Genomic DNA, 24,156 nt, shown 5'->3' with positions numbered 1-24,156 from the left:
AGCGCGGCCTGCAGCGGCCCGACGAGCGCCGGCACCGCGGCCATTGCGACGGCGGCGGCGAGCGGCGGCAGCCACCAGTGGGGGAGTCCCGCGGCGCGGGCGCGCCACGCGGCGTACGCGGCGGCGGCCAGCAGTACGGGCAGGGCCACCGCCATGTTGCCCAGGTCGGCGAGGAGTTCGGCGAGCGGCGCCGGGAGGGCGCGGTCCAGGAGTACGTGATCCAGCCGGGCGTCCAGCCGCAGCAGCGGCCCGTGTGCCGCGACCTGCCAGGTGAGGAGCGCGAAGAGCGCGAGCGTCGCGGTCAGTGTGCACGCGAGCGCGTGAAGAGAGGCCGGCCGCCCCGGAACAGGGGGGGTGGTTCCGGGACGGCCGTGCTGACCGGCGAACCGCGCGCCCCGGGGGGTCTGGGGCGCGCGTCCATCCGATCGGTGAGGATTCCCGGAGCCGGAGGCTCCGGTGGTGTGCGCGAGGGCACAGCCAGGTCGAAGCCGGGGAAGCGCCGACCGGGCATCGCTCGCAGTCCCCTGCGAGCGAGGTGTTTCTCTCATCTGCAGAAACCGTACGGCAGAGCGGCGGCCCTCCGACAGGCGGATCACCCACCCGCCATGGCCCCCGCACATCTTCTTCACGCCGTCTCGCCACTTCGGGCCGGTAGCCCGGATTCCGCGTCCGGCAAGCGCTGAGTGCCCGTACGGATGTCCGTACGGGCACTCAGCGGCTCGCGTGGGAAGGAACGCCTTCCTTCGCTCTAGAGCGCGGCGAAGGCGTTCTCCAGGATGTCCAGACCCTCGTTCAGCAGGTCCTCGCCGATGACCAGCGGCGGCAGGAAGCGCACGACGTTGCCGTACGTGCCGGTGGTCAGGATGAGCAGGCCCTCCTGGTGGCACGCCTTGGCCAGCGCCGAGGTCGCCTCCGGGTTCGGGTCCTTCGAGCCGGACTGCACCAGCTCGATCGCGATCATCGCGCCGCGGCCGCGGACCTCGCCGATGATGTCGTACTTCTCGGCCATGGTGGTCAGCCGGGCCTTCATGACCTCTTCGATGCGCTTGGCCTTGCCGTTGAGGTCCTGCTCGCGCATGGTCTCGATGGCACCGACCGCGGCGGCGCAGGCCACCGGGTTACCGCCGTACGTACCGCCCAGGCCACCCGCGTGCGCGGCGTCCATCATCTCCGCGCGCCCGGTCACGGCCGCCAGCGGCAGACCGCCGGCGATGCCCTTCGCGGTCGTGATCAGGTCCGGGACGATGCCCTCGTCCTCGCACGCGAACCACTGACCGGTCCGGCAGAAGCCGGACTGGATCTCGTCCGCGACGAAGACGATCCCGTTCTCCTTCGCGAAGTTCGCGATGGCGGGCAGGAAGCCCTTCGCCGGCTCGATGAAGCCGCCCTCGCCGAGCACGGGCTCGATGATGATCGCGGCGACGTTCTCGGCGCCGATCTGCTTGGTGATCTGCGAGATGGCCTGGTCGGCGGCCTCCTGCGCACAGTTCTCCGGGCCGGTCAGCCAGCGGTAGGGGTACGCCAGCGGCACGCGGTACACCTCGGGCGCGAACGGCCCGAAGCCGTGCTTGTACGGCATGTTCTTCGCCGTCAGCGCCATCGTCAGGTTCGTACGGCCGTGGTAACCGTGGTCGAACACGACCACGGCCTGCCGCTTGGTGTACGCACGCGCGATCTTGACGGCGTTCTCCACGGCCTCGGCGCCGGAGTTGAACAGCGCCGACTTCTTCTCGTGGTCGCCCGGGGTCAGCTCGGCGAGCGCCTCACAGACCTCGATGTAGGGCTCGTACGGCGTGACCATGGCACAGGTGTGGGTGAAGTCCGCGAGCTGCGCGGTCGCGCGGCGCACGACGGCCTCGGCGCTGCTGCCGACCGAGGTCACGGCGATGCCGGAGCCGAAGTCGATGAGGGAGTTGCCGTCCACGTCCTCCAGGACGCCACCGCCGGCGCGCTTGATGAAGACGGGCAGGACCGCGCCGACACCGGCCGCCACGGTGGCCTGCTTGCGCTCCCACAGCGCCTGGGACTTGGGGCCGGGGATCGCGGTGACGACGCGGCGCTCCTGGGGGAGGGCGGGGCCTCCGGTCAGTTCGGACATGGGAGTCTCCTGGAAGCAACGAGGACGCACAGAGGTGACGTACTACGGGACGTACCGCGCGTACTGGACGTACTGAGGGGTTGTCCTCGCAGGCTAGGGGCGGCGGGGCGGGAGCGGCATGCACCGTTCGGGAGAAGTGCGCGCCCCGCGTTGTCCGCACCGGACATAGCGCGGGACGGGTATGACGACGGCGTCCGGCCAGTAGATTGATCCGCGGCACACCGATCGCCGTTCGCCGCACCGCCGCCGCTGACTAGGGGGAACAGGGACACCGGATGGACACCGAGGGCACGCACGACGCACGCAACACCCACTCGCCCGGAATCCCGCATCCGGCGCCCCCGCCCGCTCCGGCGGCTGTGCCGCCGATGCCGAAGGCGCCACCTGGTGCGGGACCGGTGCCCGGCGGTGCGCCCGGCGCGCCGGAATCCCCCTTCATGACCTGGCTCCGCGCCCCACGCGTCCTGGCGGGCCCGGGCATCTGGTCCTTCGAACACCGGCCCCGGCCGAAGGAGGAGCCGCACGAGATCGCGGTGCCGCAGCTGATCGCCGGAGCCGTCATCTCGTTCCTGTGCGCCTGGCTGCTGTGGTCGCTGCTGATGAACGGCTATCTCGGGCCGTACTGGAAGTGGCCCCTGGAAGTGATGCTGCCCGATTCCTGGAAGACGGGTAATACGGGCGTCATCTCCTCGTTCGTCTACATGGCGCTCATCCTCGGCGTGATCGTCGTCGTCTTCGGACGGGTCGGGCGGTGGCCCGCCCTCTTCCGGCGGCTGCTCGCCCCCGCGGGCCGCCGGGTGTGGAAAAGGCTGCCCGGCTGGCTGGCCCCGAAGGCCCCCGCTGCCCTGCCCGGTGGCGCGCTGATCCTGCGTGCCGTGCTGACCCTGGCCGTCGTCTGGTTCCTCTGGCAGTGGTGCACCGACGAGTCGCGCGATGCGTCGCTCCTCATGCTCCAGCTGGAGAATCTGACCCCCGTCTCGGGCGACGCGGCGTCGTACTTCTACTACTCCACGAGCTACTCCCTCATCGACCTCGCGCTGCTGCTGGCGCTCTTCAGCCCCTTCGGGTGCTGGGCCGAGGTGTGGCGCCGCTATACCCCCGCGGGTCAACGCCGTAGGGCCGACGACGCGGACGGGTCCGCCTCCGCCGCGCCCGTCCTCCAGGTCGACCACGCCGAATGGGCCGAGTTGCGGGCCGCGGGGGCGGGGGACGCTGCGGAGCGGTTGGCCCGGGAGGCGCGGGCCGGGCTGATGAATGATGTCGATCATGCGCGGATCACCCGGGCCTGGGAGTCCGTACGGGTGCAGACCAGCCGCTTCCCCGCGTTCGTCGACAACGTCCAGCAGCACGGCTCCGGCGCCTGCGGCCACCCCTCCGGCGCCCGCGACCTGCCGGTGCGGACCGCCCGGCACGATCTGCTCACCGGCCAGGTACGCATCGGCACCGCCTCCGACGACGTCCGCAACCCCTACGAGCGGCGCGGCGTCGGGTACGCGCTCGACCCGGCCGTGCTCGGGACCTCGCTGCTGGCGGTCGGACCGCCCGGTGCGGGCAAGACGAACCGCCTGGTGCGCCCCGTCCTGGAGACGATGTGCCTGCAGGCGCTCGCCGGCCGGGCCGCGGTGGTCTCGGTCGGGGCGGCCGGAACCGGGCCGGCGGGGGACGACGCGTTCGATGCCGTCGTCCGCGTCGGGCACCGCGAATCCCCCTGTGACCTCGACCTCTACGGCGGTACCACCGACCCCGATGAGGCCGCTGCCGTGTTGGCGGAGGCGTTGGTGGGGGATGTGGTGGCGGGGGCGCCGGGTGGGGAGAGTCGGCGGGCGGGGACGGTGCTGGGGCAGTTGCTGGGGCCGTTCCGGGTGGCGTACGGGCGGTTTCCCGGGGTGGCGGAACTGCGGGAGTTGCTGGACGGGTCGCCGGAGGCGATGGCCGCGCTGCGGGGCGCGCTGGATGCGGCGGGGGAGAACGGTGCGCTGCGCGAGCTGGACGCGCGGGAGCGGCAGGCGGCGCGTGCCGGGGACGTGGGCGCGCTGCTCGCGGACCGGATCGCGTTGCTGGACCGGCCCGCGTTCGCCGGCTTCTTCGACCCCTCGGGGCAGTCGCGGCAGGTGTCGCTGCGGGCGCTGGACCGCCCGCTGCGGGTGCGGATCGAACTGCCCGAGCGCGGGCACGCCGACGCGTCGCGGATTCTCGCGCGACTCGTGCTGGCGCAGTTCACGGAGTGCGCGGTGGCGCGCTCCGACCGGTCGGTGTTCGCGTGCCTGGTGCTCGACGACGCCTCGCATGTCGTGACGCAGGAGGCGCTGCGGGGGCTGCAACGGCTGCGGTCCGCGAACGCGGGGGTCGTGCTGACGCTGCGGGCGCTGGACGACGTGCCCGAGGCGCTGCGTGGCGCGCTGCTGGGGACGGTCGGCTGCCGGATGGCGTTTGCGGGCGTGACGACGTGGGACGGCGCGCGCTTCGCCGAGGTGTGGGGCAAGGCGTGGGTGGAGACGCGGGACGTCACCGACCGGCAGATCGTGTCCGATGAGCCGTTCACCAAGCTGATGCACTCGATCAGGCGGCTGGTGACGGGGAAGGACGTGACGGCGAAGGCGGTGACGGTGCGGACCGTGGAGCGGGAGCGGTGGTCGGCGTCGGACCTGGCCAACGCCGTACCGGCCGGGCACGCGGTGCTGTCGGTGACGTCCGTGACGGGGGAGTCGGCACCACCGGTGCTGGTGGATCTGCGGGGGTGACGCGCGGGGGCGGAATGCCGTGGGGCGGCGGGGAGCCGTGGGGCGGCGCGCGGCGGAGGGGCGTGCGCTGTCGGGTGCGGCTCCGCGCCGGGACCCGTCCCGTACGGCGGCCCTCGCGGCTCCGTACGGCCCTCGTGGCCCCCGAAGTGGCCGCCTTGATTCCTCCGCTGAGGCAGAATCGGGGGTGGCCGTTCGTACGGGACGGAGAAAACCCCCGCCACACGCCTCACGCGCAACGAAGGTCCCATGCCTCACACCCTCGCCTCCCTCGCCCACCACTCCGCGCTCAAGCTGACCGTGCTCGCGGGCGAGGACCGGCTGGACACACCGGTGCGCTGGGCGCACGTGAGCGAGCTGATCGACCCCGTCCCGTACATGGAGGGCGGCGAGCTGCTGCTGATCACCGCGCTCAAGCTGGACGCGGAGGACCCGGAGGTCGCGCGGCGCTACGTACACCGCGTCGCCGGGGCCGGGGTGGTCGGCCTGGGCTTCGCGGTCGGGGTGAATTACGACGACGTGCCCGAGGCGCTGCTCACCGCGGCCCGCGAGGCGGACTTCCCGCTGCTGGCGGTGCCGCGCCGGACGCCGTTCGTGGCGATCAGCAAGGCCGTCTCGGCGGCCGTGGCGGCCGATCAGTACCGGGCGGTGACCGAGGGCTTCGAGGCGCAGCGGGAGCTGACGCGGGCGGCGCTGAGCGCCGAGGGCCCGGCGGAGCTGCTCGCCCGGCTCGCCGCGCACCTCAAGGGCTGGGCCGCGTTGTACGACGCCTCCGGCACGGTCGTCGCCGCGGCCCCCGACTGGGCGGCCCGCCGCGCCGCCCGCCTCACCGCCGACATCGCGCGGCTGCGGGAGCGGCCGGCCCCCGCGAGTTCGGTGGTGGCGGACACCGAGGGCGACGACCGGGTGGAGCTGCAGTCGCTGGGCACCGGGCGCCGGGCGCGCGGCGTCCTCGCGGTCGGCACGGGCGCCCCGCTGGGCACAGCCGAGCGGTACGCCGTGCACTCCGCCGTCGCCCTGCTGACCCTGACCACCGAACGGTCCCGCGCGCTGCAGGACGCCGAGCAGCGGCTCGGCGCCGCGGTGCTGCGGATGCTGCTGGCCGGCGAGCCGGACCACGCGCGGGCTGTGGCCGGGAGGCTGTACGGCGGGCTGCTGGACGCGCCGTTCCGGGTACTGGTGGCCGAGCCGGTGAACGGGAACGCGAACGGGAACGGGAACGGCGAGGACCGGTCCGCCGACGGAACCCCGGCCGCGCTGGACGCGCTGGCCGACGCGATGGAGTCTGCGGCGGCGCGCGGCGGCGAGGCGGTGCTCGCGGTCCCGGACGGCACCCGGCTGACCGTGCTCGCGACGGACGGCGGCGCCGCCATCGAGGCGTGCGCCGACCACGCCGCCGCGCTGGAGGCCCGGTCCGGGAACGGCGCGGGCAAGCGCAAGGGCGCGGCCGGCGGCGACACGGTACGCGGCACGCCGGGCCTGGCCGTGGGCCTCTCCGCGCCGTCCGGGCCGGCCGCGGCGGCGACCGCGTACCGCCAGGCCGAGCAGGCGCTGTCGGTGGCCAGGCGGCGGGCGCGGGTCCTGGTCGAGCACGAGGACGTGGCGGCCGGCTCCGTACTGCCGCTGCTCGCCGACGACGCGGTACGCGCCTTCGCCGACGGCATGCTGCGGGCGCTGCACGACCACGACGCGACCGGCCGCGGCGACCTCGTCGCCTCACTGCGGGCCTGGCTGTCCCGGCACGGCCAGTGGGACGCGGCCGCCGCCGACCTCGGGGTGCACCGGCACACGCTGCGCTACCGGATGCGCCGCGTCGAGGAGATCCTCGGCCGCTCGCTGGACGACCCGGACGTACGGATGGAACTGTGGCTGGCCCTGAAGGCCACGACACTGTCCCCGGACGCCTGAGAGCCCGCGCCTGAGCCGCCGGAGGCGCGGCGGAGAGCGCGCGGACGGCGGGAAACCGACCCCGCACTCGCCAAACCGGCGGATCGCGCTCCCGTAGTAGTACGTCCCGGACAAACACCGGTCCGGGAGTGCCGCCCTACCGTGGACCCCGTCCGGAAGGGCGACCGAGGTCGGGAGCGGCAGGCAGCAGCCGCGCGTACCGGCCGGCACGCCACGCACCACGCCACCGAGAAGGGCCGGTATCCACTGTGCCGAACCGTAATGACGCAGCCACCACGGCTTTCTGGCTCGCCGGCCGAGCCGCCACCGGCACGGAGACCTTCGAGGTCACCTCGCCCTGGGACGGCCGCACCGTCGGCACCGTGAGCGTGCCCACCGAGGAGCAGGTCGAGGAGGCCGTGGCCGCGTCCGTCGCGGTCCAGGCCGAGTTCGCCGCCACCCCCGCCCACGTGCGCGCCGCCGCGCTGGACCACGTCACCAAGCGCCTGGTGGAGCGTACGGAGGAGATCGCGCAGCTGATCTCCGCGGAGAACGGCAAGCCGATCAAGTGGGCGCGCGGCGAGGTCGGCCGCGCCGTGTCGGTCTTCCGCTTCGCCGCCGAGGAGGCCCGCCGCTTCAACGCCGGCGAGGCCATGCGCCTGGACACCGACGGCGGCGGCACCGGCCGTCTCGCGCTGATCCGCCGCGTGCCCAAGGGCACCGTGCTCGGCATCGCGCCGTTCAACTTCCCGCTCAACCTGAGCGCCCACAAGGTCGCCCCGGCGATCGCGGCCGGCGTCCCGATCATCCTCAAGCCCGCCCCGGCCACCCCGCTCTCCGGCCTGATCCTCGGCGAGCTGCTGGCCGAGACCGACCTGCCGGCCGGCTCCTGGAGCATCCTCCCGGTGCCGAACGACCGGATGCCCGCGCTGGTCCAGGACGAGCGGCTGCCGGTGATCTCCTTCACCGGTTCCGAGACGGTCGGTTACGCGATCATGGACTCGGTGCCGCGCAAGCACTGCACCCTGGAGCTGGGCGGCAACGGCGCGGCCGTCGTCCTCGCCGACTACGCCTCCGACGCGGACCTGGACTGGGCGGCGCAGCGCATCGCCACCTTCTCCAACTACCAGGGCGGCCAGTCCTGCATCTCCGTGCAGCGCGTGATCGCCGACGCGGCCGTGTACGACCGGCTGCTGCCGAAGATCGTCGCGGCCGTCGAGGCGCAGGTCACCGGCGACCCGACGGACCCCGCCACCGAGGTCGGCCCGCTGGTCAGCGAGGCCGCCGCGCAGCGCGTGGAGTCCTGGGTCGACGAGGCCGTGCAGGCCGGCGCCCAGCTGCTCGCCGGCGGCAAGCGCGAGGGTGCCACGTACGCGCCGACCGTGCTGGCCGACCTCCCCGAGGGCACCACCCTCGCCTGCGAAGAGGTCTTCGGGCCGGTCCTGTCGGTGCAGAAGGTGGACGGCGAGGCCGCGGCCTTCGCCGCCGTCAACAGCTCCAAGTACGGCCTCCAGGCAGGCGTGTTCACGCACGACCTGCAGACCGCCTTCCGCGCCCACAAGGTGCTGGAGGTGGGCGGCGTGATCATCGGCGACGTGCCGTCGTACCGCGCCGACCAGATGCCGTACGGCGGCGCCAAGCAGTCCGGTGTGGGCCGCGAGGGCGTTCGCTACGCGATGGACGACTACACCTACGAGCGAGTGATGGTGATGACCGGGCTGGAACTCTGACGCACCGGCCGCACGGACGGCCGGCAACCGGACAGCAGGGGCCGGGGCGCATATCGGGTGCGCCCCGGCCCTCCGGCGTGTCCGGACGGACGCCCTGGCCGCCCACGGGCGCTCGGCACGGCCCGTGATGCACAGCAGCCGTGATGCATATGGGAATCATTTTCAGGTAGGCTGGCGACCGTACCGAGCCCTGCCGACAGGAGGATTCCCATGGCCGTCCCCAAGCGGAAGATGTCCCGCTCCAACACCCGTCATCGCCGCTCCAACTGGAAGGCCGCGCAGCCCGACCTGGTGCCGATCACCATCGACGGCAGCCAGTACACCGTGCCGCGCCGCCTCGTGAAGGCGTACCAGCGGGGGCTGATCGATCCGGCGAAGTGAGGTACGGCCGGGCGGCCGAACCTGCGCCAAGGCTGGTGCAAGTCCTGCGGATCGGGTAGAGACTCACAAGTAGCACTGACCGGTAGCCAACCCGGGCAGGCGAACTGACCGGTAGCCAACCCGGCGGACCGGTACGGATGACCCGACTCCGCGGTGAGGTGACCCTCCTCATGACCGCTCCATCCACCCGCAACGTCTCCGAGCGCGAGGCCCGGCAGGTCGCCGAGGCGGCCCGTGAACAGGACTGGCGTAAGCCCAGCTTCGCCAAGGAACTGTTCCTGGGGCGCTTTCGGCTCGACCTCATACACCCGCACCCCACCCCTGCCCCGGACGCGGTCCAGCGCGGCGAGGAATTCCTCGCCAAGCTCCGCGACTTCTGCGAGACGAAGATCGACGGTGCGCGCATCGAGCGCGAGGCGCGGATCCCCGACGAGACCATCGCCGGTCTCAAGGAGATCGGCGCGCTCGGCATGAAGATCGACACCAAGTACGGCGGCCTGGGCCTCACCCAGGTGTACTACAACAAGGCGCTGGCACTGGTCGGTTCCGTCAGCCCGGCGGTCGGCGCGCTGCTCTCCGCGCATCAGTCGATCGGCGTACCGCAGCCGCTGAAGCTCTTCGGCACGCAGGAGCAGAAGGACCAGTTCCTGCCGCGGCTGGCCCGTACGGACATCTCCGCGTTCCTGCTGACCGAACCGGACGTAGGTTCGGACCCGGCCCGGCTGGCCACCATGGCCGTACCGGACGGGGACGAGTACGTACTGGACGGCGTCAAGCTGTGGACGACCAACGGGGTCGTCGCCGACCTGCTCGTGGTGATGGCCCGCGTCCCGAAGTCCGAGGGGCACAGGGGCGGCATCACCGCCTTCGTCGTCGAGGCGGGCTCGGACGGCATCACGGTGGAGAACCGCAACGCCTTCATGGGGCTGCGCGGCCTGGAGAACGGCGTCACCCGCTTCCACCGGGTGCGGGTGCCGGCCGCGAACCGCATCGGCCCCGAGGGCGCCGGCCTGAAGATCGCGCTGACCACGCTCAACACCGGACGGCTGTCGCTGCCCGCGATGTGCGTCGGCGTCGGCAAGTGGTGCCTGAAGATCGCCCGCGAGTGGTCGGCGGCGCGCGAGCAGTGGGGCAAGCCGGTCGCCCAGCACGAGGCGGTGGGCGGCAAGATCTCCTTCATCGCGGCCACCACCTTCGCGCTGGAGGCCGTCGTCGACCTCTCCTCGCAGATGGCCGACGAGGACCGCAACGACATCCGCATCGAAGCGGCGCTCGCCAAGCTGTACGGCTCCGAGATGGGCTGGCTGATGGCCGACGAGCTGGTACAGATCCGCGGCGGCCGCGGCTTCGAGACCGCGGAGTCGCTCGCGGCACGCGGCGAGCGGGCCGTACCGGCCGAGCAGGTACTGCGCGACATGCGCATCAACCGGATCTTCGAGGGCTCGACGGAGATCATGCACCTGCTCATCGCCCGCGAGGCGGTGGACGCCCACCTCTCGGTCGCCGGCGACCTCATCGACCCCGACAAATCGCTCGGGGACAAGGGGAAGGCGGCGGCGCGCGCGGGCGGCTTCTACGCCCGCTGGCTGCCCAAGCTGGTCGCCGGGCCCGGCCAGGTGCCCGGCACGTACGCGGAGTTCGGCGAGCTGGCGACACACCTGCGGTACGTCGAACGCAACGCCCGCAAGCTCGCGCGCAGCACGTTCTACGCGATGTCGCGCTGGCAGGGCCGGATGGAGACCAAGCAGGGCTTCCTCGGGCGGATCGTGGACATCGGCGCGGAGCTCTTCGCGATGAGCGCGGCGTGCGTACGGGCCGAGCACCTGCTGGCCACCGGCGAGCACGGCCGCGAGGCGCACCAGCTCGCCGAGGTGTTCTGCCGGCAGGCCAGGGTCCGGGTCGAGGAGCTGTTCGCGCGGCTGTGGACCAACACCGACGAGCTGGACCGCAAGGTCGTGGCCGGGGTGCTGACCGGCACGTACACCTGGCTGGAGGAGGGCATCATCGACCCCAGCGGCGACGGTCCGTGGATCGCGGACGCGACGCCGGGGCCCGCGCGGAGGGAGAACGTGCACCGCCGGATCCGGGGCTGAGGAACGGAACGTGCACCGGCGGCTCCGGTGACGGGCGGAGCCGCCGGTGACGGGACGGGGGACGGGCCGGTCCCCGCAGGCAGGGGACCGGCCCGTACGGCGTGGCCGACACCCGCGCGCACCACCCGTCGCGCCTCCCGGCGCCCCCGTCCGGCCGGATCTCCTGCGAGCTGGTGTCCGTACTCCGGACGTGACCGGCCACAATGGTGCCCATGACGGAATCCCTCGCCCATCCGCACCTGCGTTTCGACCCGCCGGCCGCCGCACCCGGCGAGCCACGCGACATCGTGATCCTCGGTTCGACCGGCTCCATCGGCACCCAGGCGATCGATCTCGTCCTGCGCAATCCGGACCGCTTCCGCGTCACCGGCCTGTCCGCGGCGGGCGGCCGGGTCGCGCTCCTCGCCGAGCAGGCGCGGCAGCTGCGCGTCGGTACGGTCGCGGTGGCCCGCGAGGACGTGGTGCCCGCGCTGCGCGAGGCGCTGTCGGCGCAGTACGGAACGGGCGAGCCGCTGCCGGAGATCCTGGCCGGGCCCGACGCGGCCACCCAGCTCGCCGCCACCAAGTGCCACACCGTACTGAACGGCATCACCGGCTCCATCGGCCTCGCCCCCACCCTCGCGGCCCTGGAGAGCGGCGCCTCCCTGGCGCTCGCCAACAAGGAGTCGCTGATCGTGGGCGGCCCGCTGGTCAAGGCGCTCGCGAAGCCCGGCCAGATCGTCCCCGTCGACTCCGAGCACTCCGCGCTCTTCCAGGGGCTGATGGGCGGCCGCCGCGAAGAGGTGCGCAAGCTCGTCGTCACCGCCTCCGGCGGCCCGTTCCGCGGCCGCAGCAAGGCCGAGCTGGCCGCCGTCACGCCCGAGCAGGCGCTCGCGCACCCCACCTGGGCGATGGGCCCGGTCATCACGATCAACTCCGCGACCCTGGTCAACAAGGGCCTGGAGGTCATCGAGGCACACCTGCTGTACGACGTGCCGTTCGAGCGCATCGAGGTCGTGGTCCACCCGCAGTCCTACATCCACTCCATGGTGGAGTTCACCGACGGCTCCACCCTCGCCCAGGCCAGCCCGCCCGACATGCGGATGCCGATCGCGCTGGGGCTGGGCTGGCCCGACCGGGTGCCGGACGCGGCGCCGGGCATCGACTGGACCAAGGCCCACACCTGGGAGTTCTTCCCGCTGGACGAGGACGCCTTCCCCTCCGTACCGCTCGCCTGCCACGTCGGCACGCTCGGGGGCACGGCACCGGCCGTCTTCAACGCCGCCAACGAGGAATGCGTGGACGCATTCTTGAAGGGCGGGCTGCCGTTCACAGGAATTGTCGATACGGTCGCCGAAGTCGTCGCCGAGCACGGCACGCCCGCGCCGGGAACGTCTTTGACCCTCTCGGACGTACTGGAAGCGGAGACCTGGGCGCGCGCCCGCGCCCGCGAACTGGCCGCCCGTGCGGCACGTACACCATCGGAGGCTCGCGCATGACGACCTGGATGACCGTCCTGGGCATCGTCGTCTTCGTCGTCGGCCTGCTCTTCTCGATCGCCTGGCACGAGCTGGGGCACCTCTCGACGGCGAAGATGTTCGGCATCCGCGTGCCGCAGTACATGGTCGGCTTCGGTCCGACGATCTTCTCCCGCAAGAAGGGCGACACCGAGTACGGCGTCAAGGCCATCCCGGCCGGCGGCTACATCCGCATGATCGGGATGTTCCCGCCCGGCGACGACGGGAAGCTCTCGGCCCGCTCCACCTCGCCCTGGCGCGGCATGATCGAGGACGCCCGCTCGGCCGCCTTCGAGGAGCTGCAGGAGGGGGACGAGAAGCGGCTGTTCTACACCCGTAAGCCCTGGAAGCGCGTCATCGTGATGTTCGCCGGGCCGTTCATGAACCTGATCCTCGCGGTCGTGATCTTCATGAGCGTCCTGATGGGCTTCGGCATCAACACCCAGACCACCCAGGTCGGCTCGGTCTCGGACTGCGTCATCGCGGCCTCCGCCAAGACCGACAAGTGCCCGTCCGACGCCAAGGACTCCCCGGCCAAGGCGGCGGGCCTGCGGGCCGGCGACCGGATCGTGGCCTTCGACGGGCGCGCCGTGCCCGACTGGGACACCCTCCAGCGGTCCATCCGCGACACCACGGGACCCGCGACGATCACCGTGGAGCGGGACGGCGCGCGGAAGGTCCTGCACGCCGACCTGATCAAGAACAAGGTCGCCAGGACCGATGGCCACGGCGGCTACGTCGCCGGCCAGTACGTCACGGCCGGCTTCCTCGGCTTCACGCCCGCCAGCGGCATCGTCCGGCAGGACCTCGGCCAGTCCGTCGACCGCATGGGCAACATGGTCAAGCAGGGCGTCGGCTCGCTGATCGCGCTGCCCGGCAAGGTCCCCGACCTGTGGAACGCCGCGTTCAACGGCGGCGAGCGCAAGCAGGACTCCCCGATGGGCGTGGTCGGCGCGGCCCGCGTCGGCGGCGAGGTCTTCTCCCTGGACATCCCGCCCTCGCAGCGGGTGGCGACCATGCTCTTCCTGGTCGCGGGGTTCAACCTCTCCCTCTTCCTGTTCAACATGCTGCCGCTGCTGCCGCTGGACGGCGGGCACATCGCGGGCGCCCTGTGGGAGTCGCTGCGCCGCGCCTTCGCCAAGGTCTTCCGGCGCCCCGACCCCGGCCCCTTCGACGTGGCGAAGCTCATGCCCGTCGCCTACGTCGTCGCCGGCATCTTCATCTGCTTCACGCTGCTGGTGCTGGTCGCGGACGTGGTCAACCCGGTACGGCTGACGGGCTAGCGGACCGCTTCCGGACTGCCGGACACCCGTACGGCCGCGTACGGGTGTCCGGCAACCGTCCTTTCGGGCGGTGTAAACCCGTGCGATGTGCCTCCGGCAACCCCTGTGACGTAACCTCGGCCCCGGAGCCCGCCGATCTCGGGTCCTGAATCACACCTTGGGGTTGCTCGTCAGATGACTGCCATTGCGCTGGGAATGCCGGACGTACCGACCAAGCTCGCCGACCGCCGCGTCAGCCGCAAGATCCACGTCGGGCCGGTGGCCGTGGGCGGGGACGCACCGGTGTCGGTGCAGTCGATGACGACGACGCGTACGGCGGACATCGGGTCGACGCTGCAGCAGATCGCGGAGCTGACGGCGTCCGGCTGCCAGATCGTGCGGGTGGCGTGCCCGACGCAGGACGACGCGGACGCGCTGCCGGTGATCGCGAAGAAGTCGCAGATCCCGGTGATCGCGGATATTCACTTCCAGCCCAAGTACGTCTTCGCGGCGATCGACGCGGGGTGCGCGGCGGTGCGGGTGAATCCGGGCAACATCAAGCAGTTCGACGACAAGGTCAAGGAGATCGCGAAGGCGGCCAATGACGCGGGGACGCCGATCCGGATCGGGGTGAACGCGGGTTCGCTGGACCGGCGGCTGCTGCAGAAGTACGGCAAGGCCACGCCCGAGGCGCTGGTGGAGTCGGCCCTGTGGGAGGCGTCGCTCTTCGAGGAGCACGGTTTCCGGGACATCAAGATCTCCGTCAAGCACAACGACCCGGTGGTGATGGTCAACGCCTACCGGCAGCTGGCGGCGCAGTGCGACTACCCGCTGCACCTGGGCGTGACCGAGGCGGGCCCGGCCTTCCAGGGCACCATCAAGTCGGCGGTCGCCTTCGGCGCGCTGCTGAGCGAGGGCATCGGCGACACCATCCGGGTTTCGCTGTCGGCGCCGCCGGCGGAGGAGATCAAGGTCGGTATCTCCATCCTGGAGTCGCTGAACCTGCGCCAGCGCCGCCTGGAGATCGTGTCGTGTCCGTCGTGCGGGCGGGCGCAGGTGGATGTGTACAAGCTGGCCGAGGAGGTCACGGCGGGGCTGGACGGCATGGAGGTGCCGCTCCGCGTCGCGGTGATGGGCTGTGTGGTCAACGGCCCGGGCGAGGCCCGCGAGGCGGACCTGGGTGTGGCCTCGGGCAACGGCAAGGGGCAGATCTTCGTGAAGGGCGAGGTCATCAAGACCGTGCCGGAGTCGAAGATCGTGGAGACCCTCATCGAGGAAGCCATGAAGATCGCCGAGCAGATGGAGAAGGACGGGGTGGAGTCGGGGGAGCCTTCGGTGGCTGTGGCGGGCTGACCTTCGTCCGTTACGTGGCAGGGCCCCTCCCTCTCCCCGCCACCCGGTGCGAGGCCCCTCCCCCACCTCCACCGCACTACCCCCGAACCTAGCCCCCGCCCCCACCCCCTCGCGCCCCCTGTGGACAACCGCGACAACGCGCCCCCCGCACCTCTCTCCGAGATGGGCGGGGGGCGCGCCGCATGGACGCGAGGTACAGTGCCTGGACCTGCTCTCTTACGGCCCCCGGCCCCGTCACGGTGAGGCAATCCGACACGTGCTGACGACCACCACCAAGGTCCTGGAGCCCGGGGAGCTCGACGACGCCCTCGCGGTCCTGGACCGCGACCCGGTCGCCAACGCGTTCGTCGCCGCCCGGGTCCAGGTCGCCGGGCTCGACCCCTGGCGACTCGGCGGCGAGATGTGGGGCTGGTACGAGAACGGCCGGCTGGAATCCCTCTGCTACGCCGGGGCCAATCTCGTCCCCGTCTGCGCCACCCCTGATGCCGTACGCGCCTTCGCCGAGCGTGCCCGCCGCCAGGGCCGCCGCTGCTCCTCCATCGTCGGCCCCGCGGCCCCCACCGCCGAGCTGTGGTCCCTGCTGGAGCCCGCCTGGGGGCCCGCCCGAGAGGTCCGCGCCCACCAGCCGCTGATGGTCACCACGCGGCCCGCCGCGGAGATCCCCCCCGACCCGTACGTCCGGCGCATCCGCAAGGACGAGATGGACATGATCATGCCCGCGTGCGTGGCCATGTTCACCGAGGAGGTCGGCATCTCGCCGCTGGCCGGCGACGGCGGGCTGCTCTACCAGGCCAGGGTCGCCGAGCTGGTCGGCGCGGGCCGCTCGTTCGCCCGGGTGGAGAACGGCCGGGTCGTCTTCAAGGCCGAGATCGGCGCCGCCACCCTGCGCGCCTGCCAGGTCCAGGGCGTCTGGGTCGCGCCCGAGTACCGCGGCAAGGGACTCTCCGAGACCGGCATGGCGGCCGTGCTGCGCTACGCCCTCGCCGACGTCGCGCCCATCGTGAGCCTGTACGTGAACGACTTCAACACCGCGGCGCGGGCCGCCTACCGCAGGGTCGGCTTCGAAGAGGTCGGCGCGTTCATGAGCGTACTGTTCTGACGCGAGCCGCCGGTCAACGGCGCCGTAACGTTCCGGCCGATGCCGTGCCGCCGCGGCCTCTCCCGGCCCCACTGGCCGGACCGATCGTGTTCACCGCCCGCGCTGTGTACGCTCCCGACCATGGATGACGTCGCGGTCGGCCCGCTCGACCTCGCTGCCCGCGTGGACGAAGCGCTGGCCGTACAGGCGCTCGCCTTCGGCCTGACCGACGACGAGATCGGCGTACGGCGCCACATCGTGCTGCGCCACCTCACCACCCCCGGGGCCCGCGCCCTGGGCGCCACCACGCCCGAGGGGCGGCTGGCCGGCTTCGTGTACGGCCTGCCCAACGACCGCTCCCACTGGTGGTCCAGCGTCGTCGAGCCGTATCTGCGCGCCACTGGCCTGGACTTCTGGCTGGACGACTCCTTCGTCATCACCGAGCTGCACGTCCACCCCGCGTACCAGAAGCGCGGCATCGGCCGGGCGCTGATCACCCGCATCACCGACGAGGCGCCCTACCCGCGCAGCATCCTCTCCGCGATCGACACCGAGAGCCCGGCCCGCGCGCTGTACCGCTCGCTCGGCTACCAGGACCTCGCCCGCCGGGTGCTCTTCCCGAGCGCCCCCGCGCCGTACGCCGTGATGGGCGCGCCGCTGCCGCTGGCCCGCTGACGGGCCGGGCCCGGGACGCCGGCTGGGGCGTCCGGCGGGTGGCCGGCCGCTGTTCCCCAGGGCCGGGGGAGCGGTATCCATTTCCGTGCGCGATGCCCGGCCCGATAACCTCGCCACAGACACCGTTCTTACGCAGGAGAATCACCATGGCCCAGGTCCAGCGCATGTCCCGATTGATGATCAAGACGCTGCGCGACGACCCGGCCGACGCCGAGACCGCCAGCCACAAGCTGCTCGTCCGCGCCGGGTACGTCCGCCGCACCTCCGCCGGCATCTGGACCTGGCTGCCGCTGGGCAAGAAGGTGCTGGAGAACGTCTCGCGCGTGGTGCGCGAGGAGATGGACGCCATCGGCGGCCAGGAGGTCCTGCTGCCCGCGCTGCTCCCCAAGGAGCCGTACGAGGCGAGTGGCCGCTGGGAGGAGTACGGCGACCTGCTCTTCCGCCTGCAGGACCGCAAGGGCGCCGACTACCTCCTCGGCCCCACCCACGAGGAGATCTTCACCCTCACGGTCAAGGACCAGTGCACGTCCTACAAGGACCTGCCGGTCATGCTGTACCAGATCCAGACGAAGTACCGGGACGAGGCGCGCCCCCGCTCCGGTGTGCTGCGCGGCCGCGAGTTCCAGATGAAGGACTCGTACAGCTTCGACACCACCGACGAGGGCCTGGCGCAGTCCTACGCGCTGCACCGCGAGGCGTACCAGAAGATCTTCGCGCGCCTGGGTCTCGACTACCGCATCGTCTCGGCCGTCTCCGGCGCGATGGGCGGCTCCGCCTCCGAGGAGTTCCTGGCCCCCGCGGCGGCCGGTGAGGACACCTTCGTCGACTGCCCGCAGTGCGACTACGCGGCCAACACCGAGGCCGTGACCGTGAAGGTCGCCCCGGTGGACGCGGCCGGCGTCGGGGAGATCGAGGAGCTGGACACCCCCGACACCCCGACCATCGAGACGCTGGCCGAGCACCTGGGCGTCCCGGCCTCCGCCACGCTCAAGAACCTCCTGGTCAAGGTGGACGGCGAGATCGTCGCGGTGGGCGTGCCCGGCGACCGCGAGGTCGACCTGGGCAAGCTCGGCGAGCACCTGGCGCCGGCCGTCGTCGAGGTCGTCACCGCCGAGGACTTCGTCGGCCGCGAGGACCTGGTGCGCGGCTACATCGGCCCGCAGGGCCTGGCCGGCAAGGCGTTCCGCTACATCGCCGACCCGCGCGTCGCGCCCGGCACGTCCTGGATCACCGGCGCCAACAAGGACGGCAAGCACGCGCGCAACGTCGTCGCGGGCCGCGACTTCGAGGTGGACGACTACCTCGACGTGGTCGTCGTCGAGCCGGGCGACCCCTGCCCGAAGTGCGGCGCCGGGCTGGTCATCGACCGGGCGATCGAAATCGGCCACATCTTCCAGCTGGGCCGCAAGTACGCCGACGCCTTCGAGCTCGACGTACTCGGCCAGAACGGCAAGCCGGTCCGGGTCACGATGGGCTCGTACGGCATCGGCGTCTCCCGCGCGGTGGCGGCGCTCGCCGAGCAGACCCACGACGAGTCCGGCCTGTGCTGGCCGCGCGAGGTCGCCCCGGCGGACGTGCACGTCGTCGCGGCGGGCAAGGCCAAGCAGACGGAGCTGGCGCTGGAGGTCGGCGACAAGCTGGGCGCGGCGGGGCTGCGCGTGCTCGTCGACGACCGGGCCGGGGTCTCCCCGGGCGTGAAGTTCACCGACGCGGAGCTGCTCGGCGTCCCGACGATCGTCGTCGCGGGCCGCCGCGCCGCGGAGGGCGTCGTCGAGATCAAGGACCGGCGGACGGGCGAGCGGGAAGAGGTCACGGTCGAGGAGGCCGTTGCGCGCCTCAGCGCGTAGTTTCCGACCTTGGGGCGGGCCCGTGCCGTTCGGTGCGGGCCTGCCGTCCGTCCCCCGTGTATCGCGGCCTGGCGGCCGCTCGTCCTCAATCGCCGGACGGGCTTGATTTGGGCTTCGTCGGCGCTACAGCCACGTCGCAAACTCCAGCAGCAGTTCCCCGCGGGGGCGGTCGCCCGTCGTCAGGGCCTGGAGGCCCGCTTCCGCCGCGCCCACCAGGACCCACCCCCGCAGGCGGTCCCGGTCGACCTCCAGGGAGTCGGCCAGCTTGGCGACCCGGCGGCGCGCCGCGGCCGCGGCCCCCGTGCCGGCCGCCAGGTCCTCCATGCGGTCCAGGACCAGTCCGACCAGGTCGTACGCGCGTTCCCCGACGACCGGTCGCGGTCCCACCGCGAGCCACGGCGTGCGGTGGCCGGCCAGTACCTTGCCCTGGCGGAACGCGCCGTGCAGGAGTACTTCTTCGGGTGCGTCGGCGGGCAGCGCGCTGCGCAGCTCCGCGGCCTCCTCGACCAGCGGGGCGGCGGAGGGGACCGCCGCGCCCGAGGTCCGCAGCGCCGCCACGGCGGCCTCCGTGCGGGCGGCCAGCGTCTCGAAGGGGTGCTCCTCCGGGGGAGCGACCCAGAGCCGGCGGACCGTCCCCGCCGCCTCCAGCAGGGCCTTCGCCTCGGGGAGCGAGCGCAGCGACACCGCGCCGCGCAGGCGCTCCAGGAGGAGCGCGCCGCTGTCCAGGTCGGCGTCCAACAGCCGTACCGCGCCCCAGCCGTCCCAGCGCGTCAGCGCCGCCGCCTCGGCCTCCGCGCCCGGCTGTCCCGGGAGCGGGAACTTCAGCGCGGCCGGCGTGCCGTCCCGCTGCGTGACCAGGACCAGGAGGCTGGCGCGGCCGCCGGGCTCGTGCACCCGCTCCGGGGTGAGTTCCCAGGCCGCCAGCCGCTCCGTCACCCGGTCCGGCAGCGTGTCCAGCCAGGCGCGCGCGGGGCTCGCGGGGTCGTCGCCGATCGCGCGCACCAATCGTCTCGGCGGTTCGATGGGTGCCGTTGCCATGCTGGAGCTGTCCCTTTCGTCGGCGGTGCCGGGGTGCCGGCGGGGCCTGCGGCCGTCCCGGCCGGTGGCCGCCGCGCGCTCAGAGCGCGTCGGCGGATCCGGTCGCGGTGGGCGACGGGCCGCCGGCCGTGGTCCGTTCGGCGAGCCCAGGGAAGGCTACGCCGCTGCCGCGCCAGCGCACCGCACGCACCGCTGCCTCGCGGAGCGATCCGGCCGCCGTGCGCCGCCGGGCACCCGTGGAGGCGCGTACGAGGTCCGCGTACGCCCCGGCCACCCGGTCCTCCAGTTCGGCCGCGAGCCGGACGGCTGCGGCCGCGTCGGGCACGGGGAAGGGCAGCGCGTACGCCGCGGCAGCGGCTTTCGGGTGCCCGCCCAGCGCGCTCACCCGGCGGCTCAGCTCGTCCCGGCGCGCACGATGGGCGTCGTAGCCGGCCTGCGCCTCTCTGCGCCGCCCGTCGTCGACGCGCGCGCCCACCACGCCGTAGCCGTAGAGCGCGGCGTGCTCGGCGGCCAGCGCGTTCTGCAGGGCCTTCAGCTCGGCCGCGTGCTCCGTGTTCTCGTGCTTCTCCGCCGGCATCAGGCGTTCTTCCCGTCCTTCTCGTCCGTCGTCCCGCCGCCCTTGCCGTGCGAGTCGAGTACGTAGGCGTGCGCGGCGCCGGCCGCGGCGACCGAGGCGAGCAGCCGGGCGACCTCCGGCGGGGCGCCGACGAGGGCCGCGGTGCGCCGGTCGGCCGTGTCCCGCTCGGCGTCGGCCAGCGCGGCGAGCGCCTGCCGCGCGCTTGCCGGAACCTTCGGGGCGCGCGGCTGCTTCCCCGGCGTACGGGACGGCGAAGCGGTCGCGGAGGGTGTGCCGGACGGGGTGCCGGTGGCCTCCGGCGCGTCGAACGCCGTGATGTGCGCGGCGACTTGGTCCCGCAGCGGGCGCACCCGCTTCTCCAGGGCCGGGTGCGCGGTCAGCGTCGCGTCGTACCGGGCCAGCAGCGCGCCGCTGTCCCGCGCCGCCCGGCCGAGCAGGGCACGCCCGGCCGCGCTGTCCATGTCGTCGGACGCGGCGGACTGCTCGGCGCAGCCCGTGAGCAGCGCCGCGCTTCCGAGCGCGGCGCCGGTCAGCAGGATGCTTCTCCTCGTGTGCGTTCCAGGCTGCGGCACTGTCCTCTTCCCGGGGGTCTGCGGTGGTGATCCGGTGATCACCGCAGGCGAGCGTAACCGCGCCCGCGCACGGAATCGTCAGTACCCCGCCGGAACAGATAGGCTTTGGCCAGACACGCGACCATCCCACAACAGCACACGCGGCCGAGGAGTCACCCGGATGAGCACCACCCAGAGCGAGAGGCTGCGCGGACTGCTTGAACCGCTGGTCGCCGCGCGAGACCTGGATCTGGAAGAGATCGAGGTGACCCCCGCGGGTAAGCGGCGTGTGCTGAGGATCGTGGTCGACTCCGACGACGGCGTTCAGCTGGACGAGTGCGCCGCACTCAGCCGCGAGATCTCGCAGGCCCTGGACGACGCGGATGCCATGGGTGACGTCGCGTACACCCTTGAGGTCACCTCTCCCGGCGCCGACCGCCCGCTCGCCGAGCCGCGGCACTACCGCCGGGCCGTCGGCCGCCTGATCAAGGCCCAGCTGCACGAGGGCGGGGAGCTGGTCGCCCGGATCACCGCCGTCGACGACGAGGGCCTGGATCTCGAAGTGCCGGGCGTGAAGGGGCGCAAGCCCACCGCCCGCCGGGTCGCCTTCAGCGAGATCGCCAAGGCGCGCGTGGAGATCGAGTTCAACCGCAAGACCGCTCCGGCTCCCGCCGAGGGCGACAGCAACGACGAGAGCCAGGAGGAGGCGTAGCCGTGGACATCGACATGAGTGCCCTGCGGGGTTTGGTGCGGGAGAAGGAAATCTCCTTCGACCTGCTGGTGGAGGCCATCGAGTCGGCCCTCCTCATCGCGTACCACCGCACCGAGGGCAGCCGCCGTCACGCACGGGTGCAGCTGGACCGGAACACCGGCCATGTGACCGTGTGGGCGAAGGAGGACCCGGCCGACCTCGAGGAGGGCCAGGAGGCCCGCGAGTTCGACGACACACCGTCGGGTTTCGGCCGGATCGCGGCGACCACCGCCAAGCAGGTCATCCTGCAGCGGCTGCGGGACGCCGAGGAGGAGATCACCTTCGGCGAGTACGCCGGGCGTGAGGGCGATGTCGTCACCGGCGTCGTCCAGCAGGGCAAGGACCCCAAGAACGTCCTGGTCGACATCGGCAAGATGGAGGCCATGCTGCCGGTGCAGGAGCAGGTCCCCGGCGAGGACTACAAGCACGGCACGCGCCTGCGCTCGTACGTCGTCCGCGTCGCCAAGGGCGTCCGCGGCCCGTCGGTCACCCTCTCGCGCACCCACCCGAACCTCGTGAAGAAGCTCTTCGCGCTGGAGGTCCCGGAGATCGCGGACGGCTCGGTGGAGATCTCCGCCATCGCCCGCGAGGCCGGTCACCGCACGAAGATCGCGGTGCGTTCCACCCGGTCGGGGCTGAACGCCAAGGGTGCCTGCATCGGTCCGATGGGCGGCCGTGTCCGCAACGTCATGGCCGAGCTGAACGGCGAGAAGATCGACATCGTGGACTGGTCGGACGACCCGGCCGACCTGGTCGCGCACGCGCTGTCGCCGGCCCGCGTCTCGAAGGTCGAGATCGTGGACCTGGCCGCGCGCTCCGCGCGGGTCACCGTGCCCGATTACCAGCTGTCACTGGCCATCGGCAAGGAAGGGCAGAACGCCCGGCTCGCCGCCCGGCTGACCGGCTGGCGCATCGACATCCGCCCGGACACCGAGGCCCCGGACCCGCGGGACTGACGTCACGAACGCCGGCGGCCCGGTGCCGCCGGCGTCGATTGTCAGCCACCGAGGGAATATGAGCAGCCGTTCGGTCCTTACCCCATAGGGGTGAGGCCGCTACGGGGAGGTAGACTTAAGCAGTGTCTGGCCGGACGCATGCCCGCGCATGCCCTGAGCGATCTTGTGTGGGATGCCGGGAGCGAGCGGCCAAGGGCGATTTGCTGCGCATCGTGATGATCGATGGTGAGTGCACCCCCGATCCTCGCGGTACGCTGCCCGGCCGGGGTGCTTACGTGCACCCCACACTGGTCTGTTTCGACCTGGCGGTCCGCCGCCGGGCGTTCCCCAGGGCCTTCAGAGGCCCAGGACCGCTCGACACCACGGCACTGCGCCAGTACGTCGAGCAGGCAACACCGTAAGACAGCACGTCGCACGGAAAACCGTGCGGTCAGGTACCTCGCGAGTCGGAAGTAGGTCGAGATTGCGATGAGCACTCGATGAGTACGCGATGAGTACGCCCATGAAGTAGCGACGGTCCGGTGGACAACCCGGACCTAGAAGGAGCGAAGTGGCTAAGGTCCGGGTATACGAGCTCGCCAAGGAGTTCGGAGTAGAGAGCAAGGTCGTCATGGCCAAGCTCCAAGAACTTGGTGAATTCGTCCGTTCGGCGTCCTCGACGATCGAGGCGCCGGTTGTTCGCAAGCTGACCGACGCTTTCCAGGCAGGCAACGGCAACGGCCGTGCCTCTGGCAAGCCCGCGGCGCCGCGCAAGTCGGCGCCCGCAAAGCCGTCCACGCCGTCCCCGGCGCAGGCGGCCCGTCCCGCTGCCCCGAAGCCGGGTGCCCCCAAGCCGGGCCCCGCGGCTCCGGCCGCCCCCGAGGCCCCGAAGGCCCCCGAGGAGCCGAAGAGCAGCACCCCCTCCGCGGCGCCCGCTCCGGGCCCGCGCCCCACGCCCGGCCCGAAGCCGGCTCCCAAGCCCGCTCCGGCCGCGCCCGCGCAGCCCGAGTTCCAGGCTCCGCCGGCCGCGCCGCAGGCTCCCAAGCCCGGCGGTGCCGCCCCCGGCCCGCGTCCGGGCCGTCCCGGCCCCGGCCAGGAGCGTCAGGACCGCGGTCAGGACCGTGGCCAGGGCCGCGGCGACCGTGGCCCGCGTCCCGGCGGCGACCGCCAGGGCGGCGCCCCGCGTCCCGGCGGCAACCGTCCGTCCGGTCCGCGTCCGGGCAACAACCCCTTCACCTCCGGCGGCTCCACGGGCATGGCCCGTCCGCAGGCTCCCCGTCCCGGTGGCGCGCCGCGCCCCGGCGGTCAGGGTGGCCCCGGCGGCCCGCGCCCGCAGGGTGCCGGCCAGGGCGGTCCCCGTCCCGCGGCTCCCGGTGGTAACCGTCCGACTCCGGGCGGCATGCCCCGTCCGCAGGGCGGCGGCGCAGGCCAGGGCGGTCCCCGTCCCGGCGGCGGCGCCCGTCCGAACCCGGGCATGATGCCGCAGCGTCCGGCTGCCGGCCCGCGTCCCGGTGGTGGCCCCGGCGGTGGCCGTGGTCCCGGTGGCGGCGGTCGTCCCGGTGGTGGCGGCGGCGGTCGTCCGGGTGGCGGCGGCGGCTTCGCCGGTCGTCCCGGCGGCGGTGGCGGCGGCTTCGCCGGCCGTCCCGGCGGTGGCGGCGGCGCTCCG

At 72.8% G+C, this 24,156-nt stretch carries 20 protein-coding genes; 15 read left to right on the top strand and 5 right to left on the bottom strand.

Features of this window, described 5'->3' with window-relative positions; genetic code table 11:
* Together ABT381_RS26560 and gabT are read right to left on the bottom strand one after the other, a co-directional pair.
* The coding region (locus ABT381_RS26560) for a phosphoesterase (RefSeq protein ID WP_351599089.1) at positions 1-548 on the bottom strand (548 nt) is incomplete at its 3' end.
* A 200-nt stretch (positions 549-748) separates the two neighbouring features.
* Positions 749-2,098, bottom strand: a complete 1,350-nt coding sequence (gene gabT / locus ABT381_RS26555) for a 4-aminobutyrate--2-oxoglutarate transaminase (protein ID WP_351599088.1) — start codon at positions 2,096-2,098, stop codon at positions 749-751.
* A 275-nt stretch (positions 2,099-2,373) separates the two neighbouring features.
* Between gabT and ABT381_RS26550 the strand changes: the two genes are divergently transcribed.
* From ABT381_RS26550 to ABT381_RS26500, 11 genes are all read left to right on the top strand, one after another.
* The gene (locus ABT381_RS26550; protein WP_351599086.1) at positions 2,374-4,839 is read left to right on the top strand and encodes a type IV secretory system conjugative DNA transfer family protein; all 2,466 of its coding nucleotides are present in this window, start codon (positions 2,374-2,376) and stop codon (positions 4,837-4,839) included.
* A gap of 246 nt (positions 4,840-5,085) precedes the next feature.
* The gene (locus ABT381_RS26545) at positions 5,086-6,744 is read left to right on the top strand and encodes a PucR family transcriptional regulator (protein WP_351599084.1); all 1,659 of its coding nucleotides are present in this window, start codon (positions 5,086-5,088) and stop codon (positions 6,742-6,744) included.
* A gap of 248 nt (positions 6,745-6,992) precedes the next feature.
* Entirely contained in the window at positions 6,993-8,453 is a 1,461-nt protein-coding gene (locus ABT381_RS26540; protein WP_351599082.1) for an aldehyde dehydrogenase family protein, read from the top strand.
* A 210-nt stretch (positions 8,454-8,663) separates the two neighbouring features.
* A complete protein-coding gene (gene rpmF / locus ABT381_RS26535; RefSeq protein WP_351599080.1) occupies positions 8,664-8,834 on the top strand; it encodes a 50S ribosomal protein L32 in 171 nt (56 codons plus the stop codon).
* A gap of 170 nt (positions 8,835-9,004) precedes the next feature.
* Entirely contained in the window at positions 9,005-10,927 is a 1,923-nt protein-coding gene (locus ABT381_RS26530) for an acyl-CoA dehydrogenase family protein (protein ID WP_351599078.1), read from the top strand.
* 212 nt (positions 10,928-11,139) lie between these two features.
* Positions 11,140-12,405 carry a 1-deoxy-D-xylulose-5-phosphate reductoisomerase gene (dxr, locus tag ABT381_RS26525; protein WP_351599076.1) on the top strand — a complete coding sequence of 422 codons (1,266 nt, stop codon included), beginning with the start codon at positions 11,140-11,142 and terminating at the stop codon, positions 12,403-12,405.
* Entirely contained in the window at positions 12,402-13,706 is a 1,305-nt protein-coding gene (locus ABT381_RS26520; protein ID WP_351599074.1) for a M50 family metallopeptidase, read from the top strand. Before dxr ends, ABT381_RS26520 begins: the two co-directional genes overlap by 4 nt.
* Positions 13,707-13,880: 174 nt before the next feature.
* Positions 13,881-15,038: a flavodoxin-dependent (E)-4-hydroxy-3-methylbut-2-enyl-diphosphate synthase gene (gene ispG, locus ABT381_RS26515; protein ID WP_351599072.1), complete on the top strand. Its 1,158-nt coding sequence runs from the start codon at positions 13,881-13,883 to the stop codon at positions 15,036-15,038.
* A 256-nt stretch (positions 15,039-15,294) separates the two neighbouring features.
* Entirely contained in the window at positions 15,295-16,137 is an 843-nt protein-coding gene (locus ABT381_RS26510) for a GNAT family N-acetyltransferase (RefSeq protein ID WP_351599070.1), read from the top strand.
* A gap of 120 nt (positions 16,138-16,257) precedes the next feature.
* Positions 16,258-16,791, top strand: a complete 534-nt coding sequence (locus ABT381_RS26505; RefSeq protein ID WP_351599068.1) for a GNAT family N-acetyltransferase — start codon at positions 16,258-16,260, stop codon at positions 16,789-16,791.
* A gap of 146 nt (positions 16,792-16,937) precedes the next feature.
* A complete protein-coding gene (locus ABT381_RS26500; protein ID WP_351599066.1) occupies positions 16,938-18,638 on the top strand; it encodes a proline--tRNA ligase in 1,701 nt (566 codons plus the stop codon).
* Positions 18,639-18,761: 123 nt separating this feature from the next.
* Here ABT381_RS26500 and ABT381_RS26495 read toward each other — a convergent pair whose 3' ends face one another.
* From ABT381_RS26495 to ABT381_RS26485, 3 genes are all read right to left on the bottom strand, one after another.
* Positions 18,762-19,676 carry an aminoglycoside phosphotransferase family protein gene (locus ABT381_RS26495; protein ID WP_351599064.1) on the bottom strand — a complete coding sequence of 305 codons (915 nt, stop codon included), beginning with the start codon at positions 19,674-19,676 and terminating at the stop codon, positions 18,762-18,764.
* Positions 19,677-19,755: 79 nt separating this feature from the next.
* Positions 19,756-20,253: a ferritin-like domain-containing protein gene (locus ABT381_RS26490; protein WP_351599062.1), complete on the bottom strand. Its 498-nt coding sequence runs from the start codon at positions 20,251-20,253 to the stop codon at positions 19,756-19,758.
* Positions 20,253-20,825, bottom strand: a complete 573-nt coding sequence (locus tag ABT381_RS26485; protein ID WP_351599060.1) for a hypothetical protein — start codon at positions 20,823-20,825, stop codon at positions 20,253-20,255. Before ABT381_RS26485 ends, ABT381_RS26490 begins: the two co-directional genes overlap by 1 nt.
* Positions 20,826-20,985: 160 nt before the next feature.
* Between ABT381_RS26485 and rimP the strand changes: the two genes are divergently transcribed.
* From rimP to ABT381_RS26465, 4 genes are all read left to right on the top strand, one after another.
* Positions 20,986-21,516, top strand: a complete 531-nt coding sequence (gene rimP / locus ABT381_RS26480) for a ribosome maturation factor RimP (protein WP_351599058.1) — start codon at positions 20,986-20,988, stop codon at positions 21,514-21,516.
* 2 nt (positions 21,517-21,518) lie between these two features.
* Complete coding sequence (gene nusA / locus ABT381_RS26475) at positions 21,519-22,511, top strand: transcription termination factor NusA (RefSeq protein WP_351599056.1); 993 nt, start codon at positions 21,519-21,521, stop codon at positions 22,509-22,511.
* Positions 22,512-22,633: 122 nt separating this feature from the next.
* Complete coding sequence (locus ABT381_RS26470) at positions 22,634-22,912, top strand: YlxR family protein (RefSeq protein WP_223732430.1); 279 nt, start codon at positions 22,634-22,636, stop codon at positions 22,910-22,912.
* Positions 22,913-23,061: 149 nt separating this feature from the next.
* Positions 23,062-24,156: translation initiation factor IF-2 N-terminal domain-containing protein (locus tag ABT381_RS26465; RefSeq protein ID WP_351599053.1), on the top strand; the 1,095-nt coding region annotated here is incomplete at its 3' end.

The sequence above is a fragment of the Streptomyces sp. NPDC000151 genome, from assembly GCF_040301705.1.
GTDB lineage: Bacteria > Actinomycetota > Actinomycetes > Streptomycetales > Streptomycetaceae > Streptomyces.
This window is presented reverse-complemented; position numbering and strand designations above follow the sequence as displayed.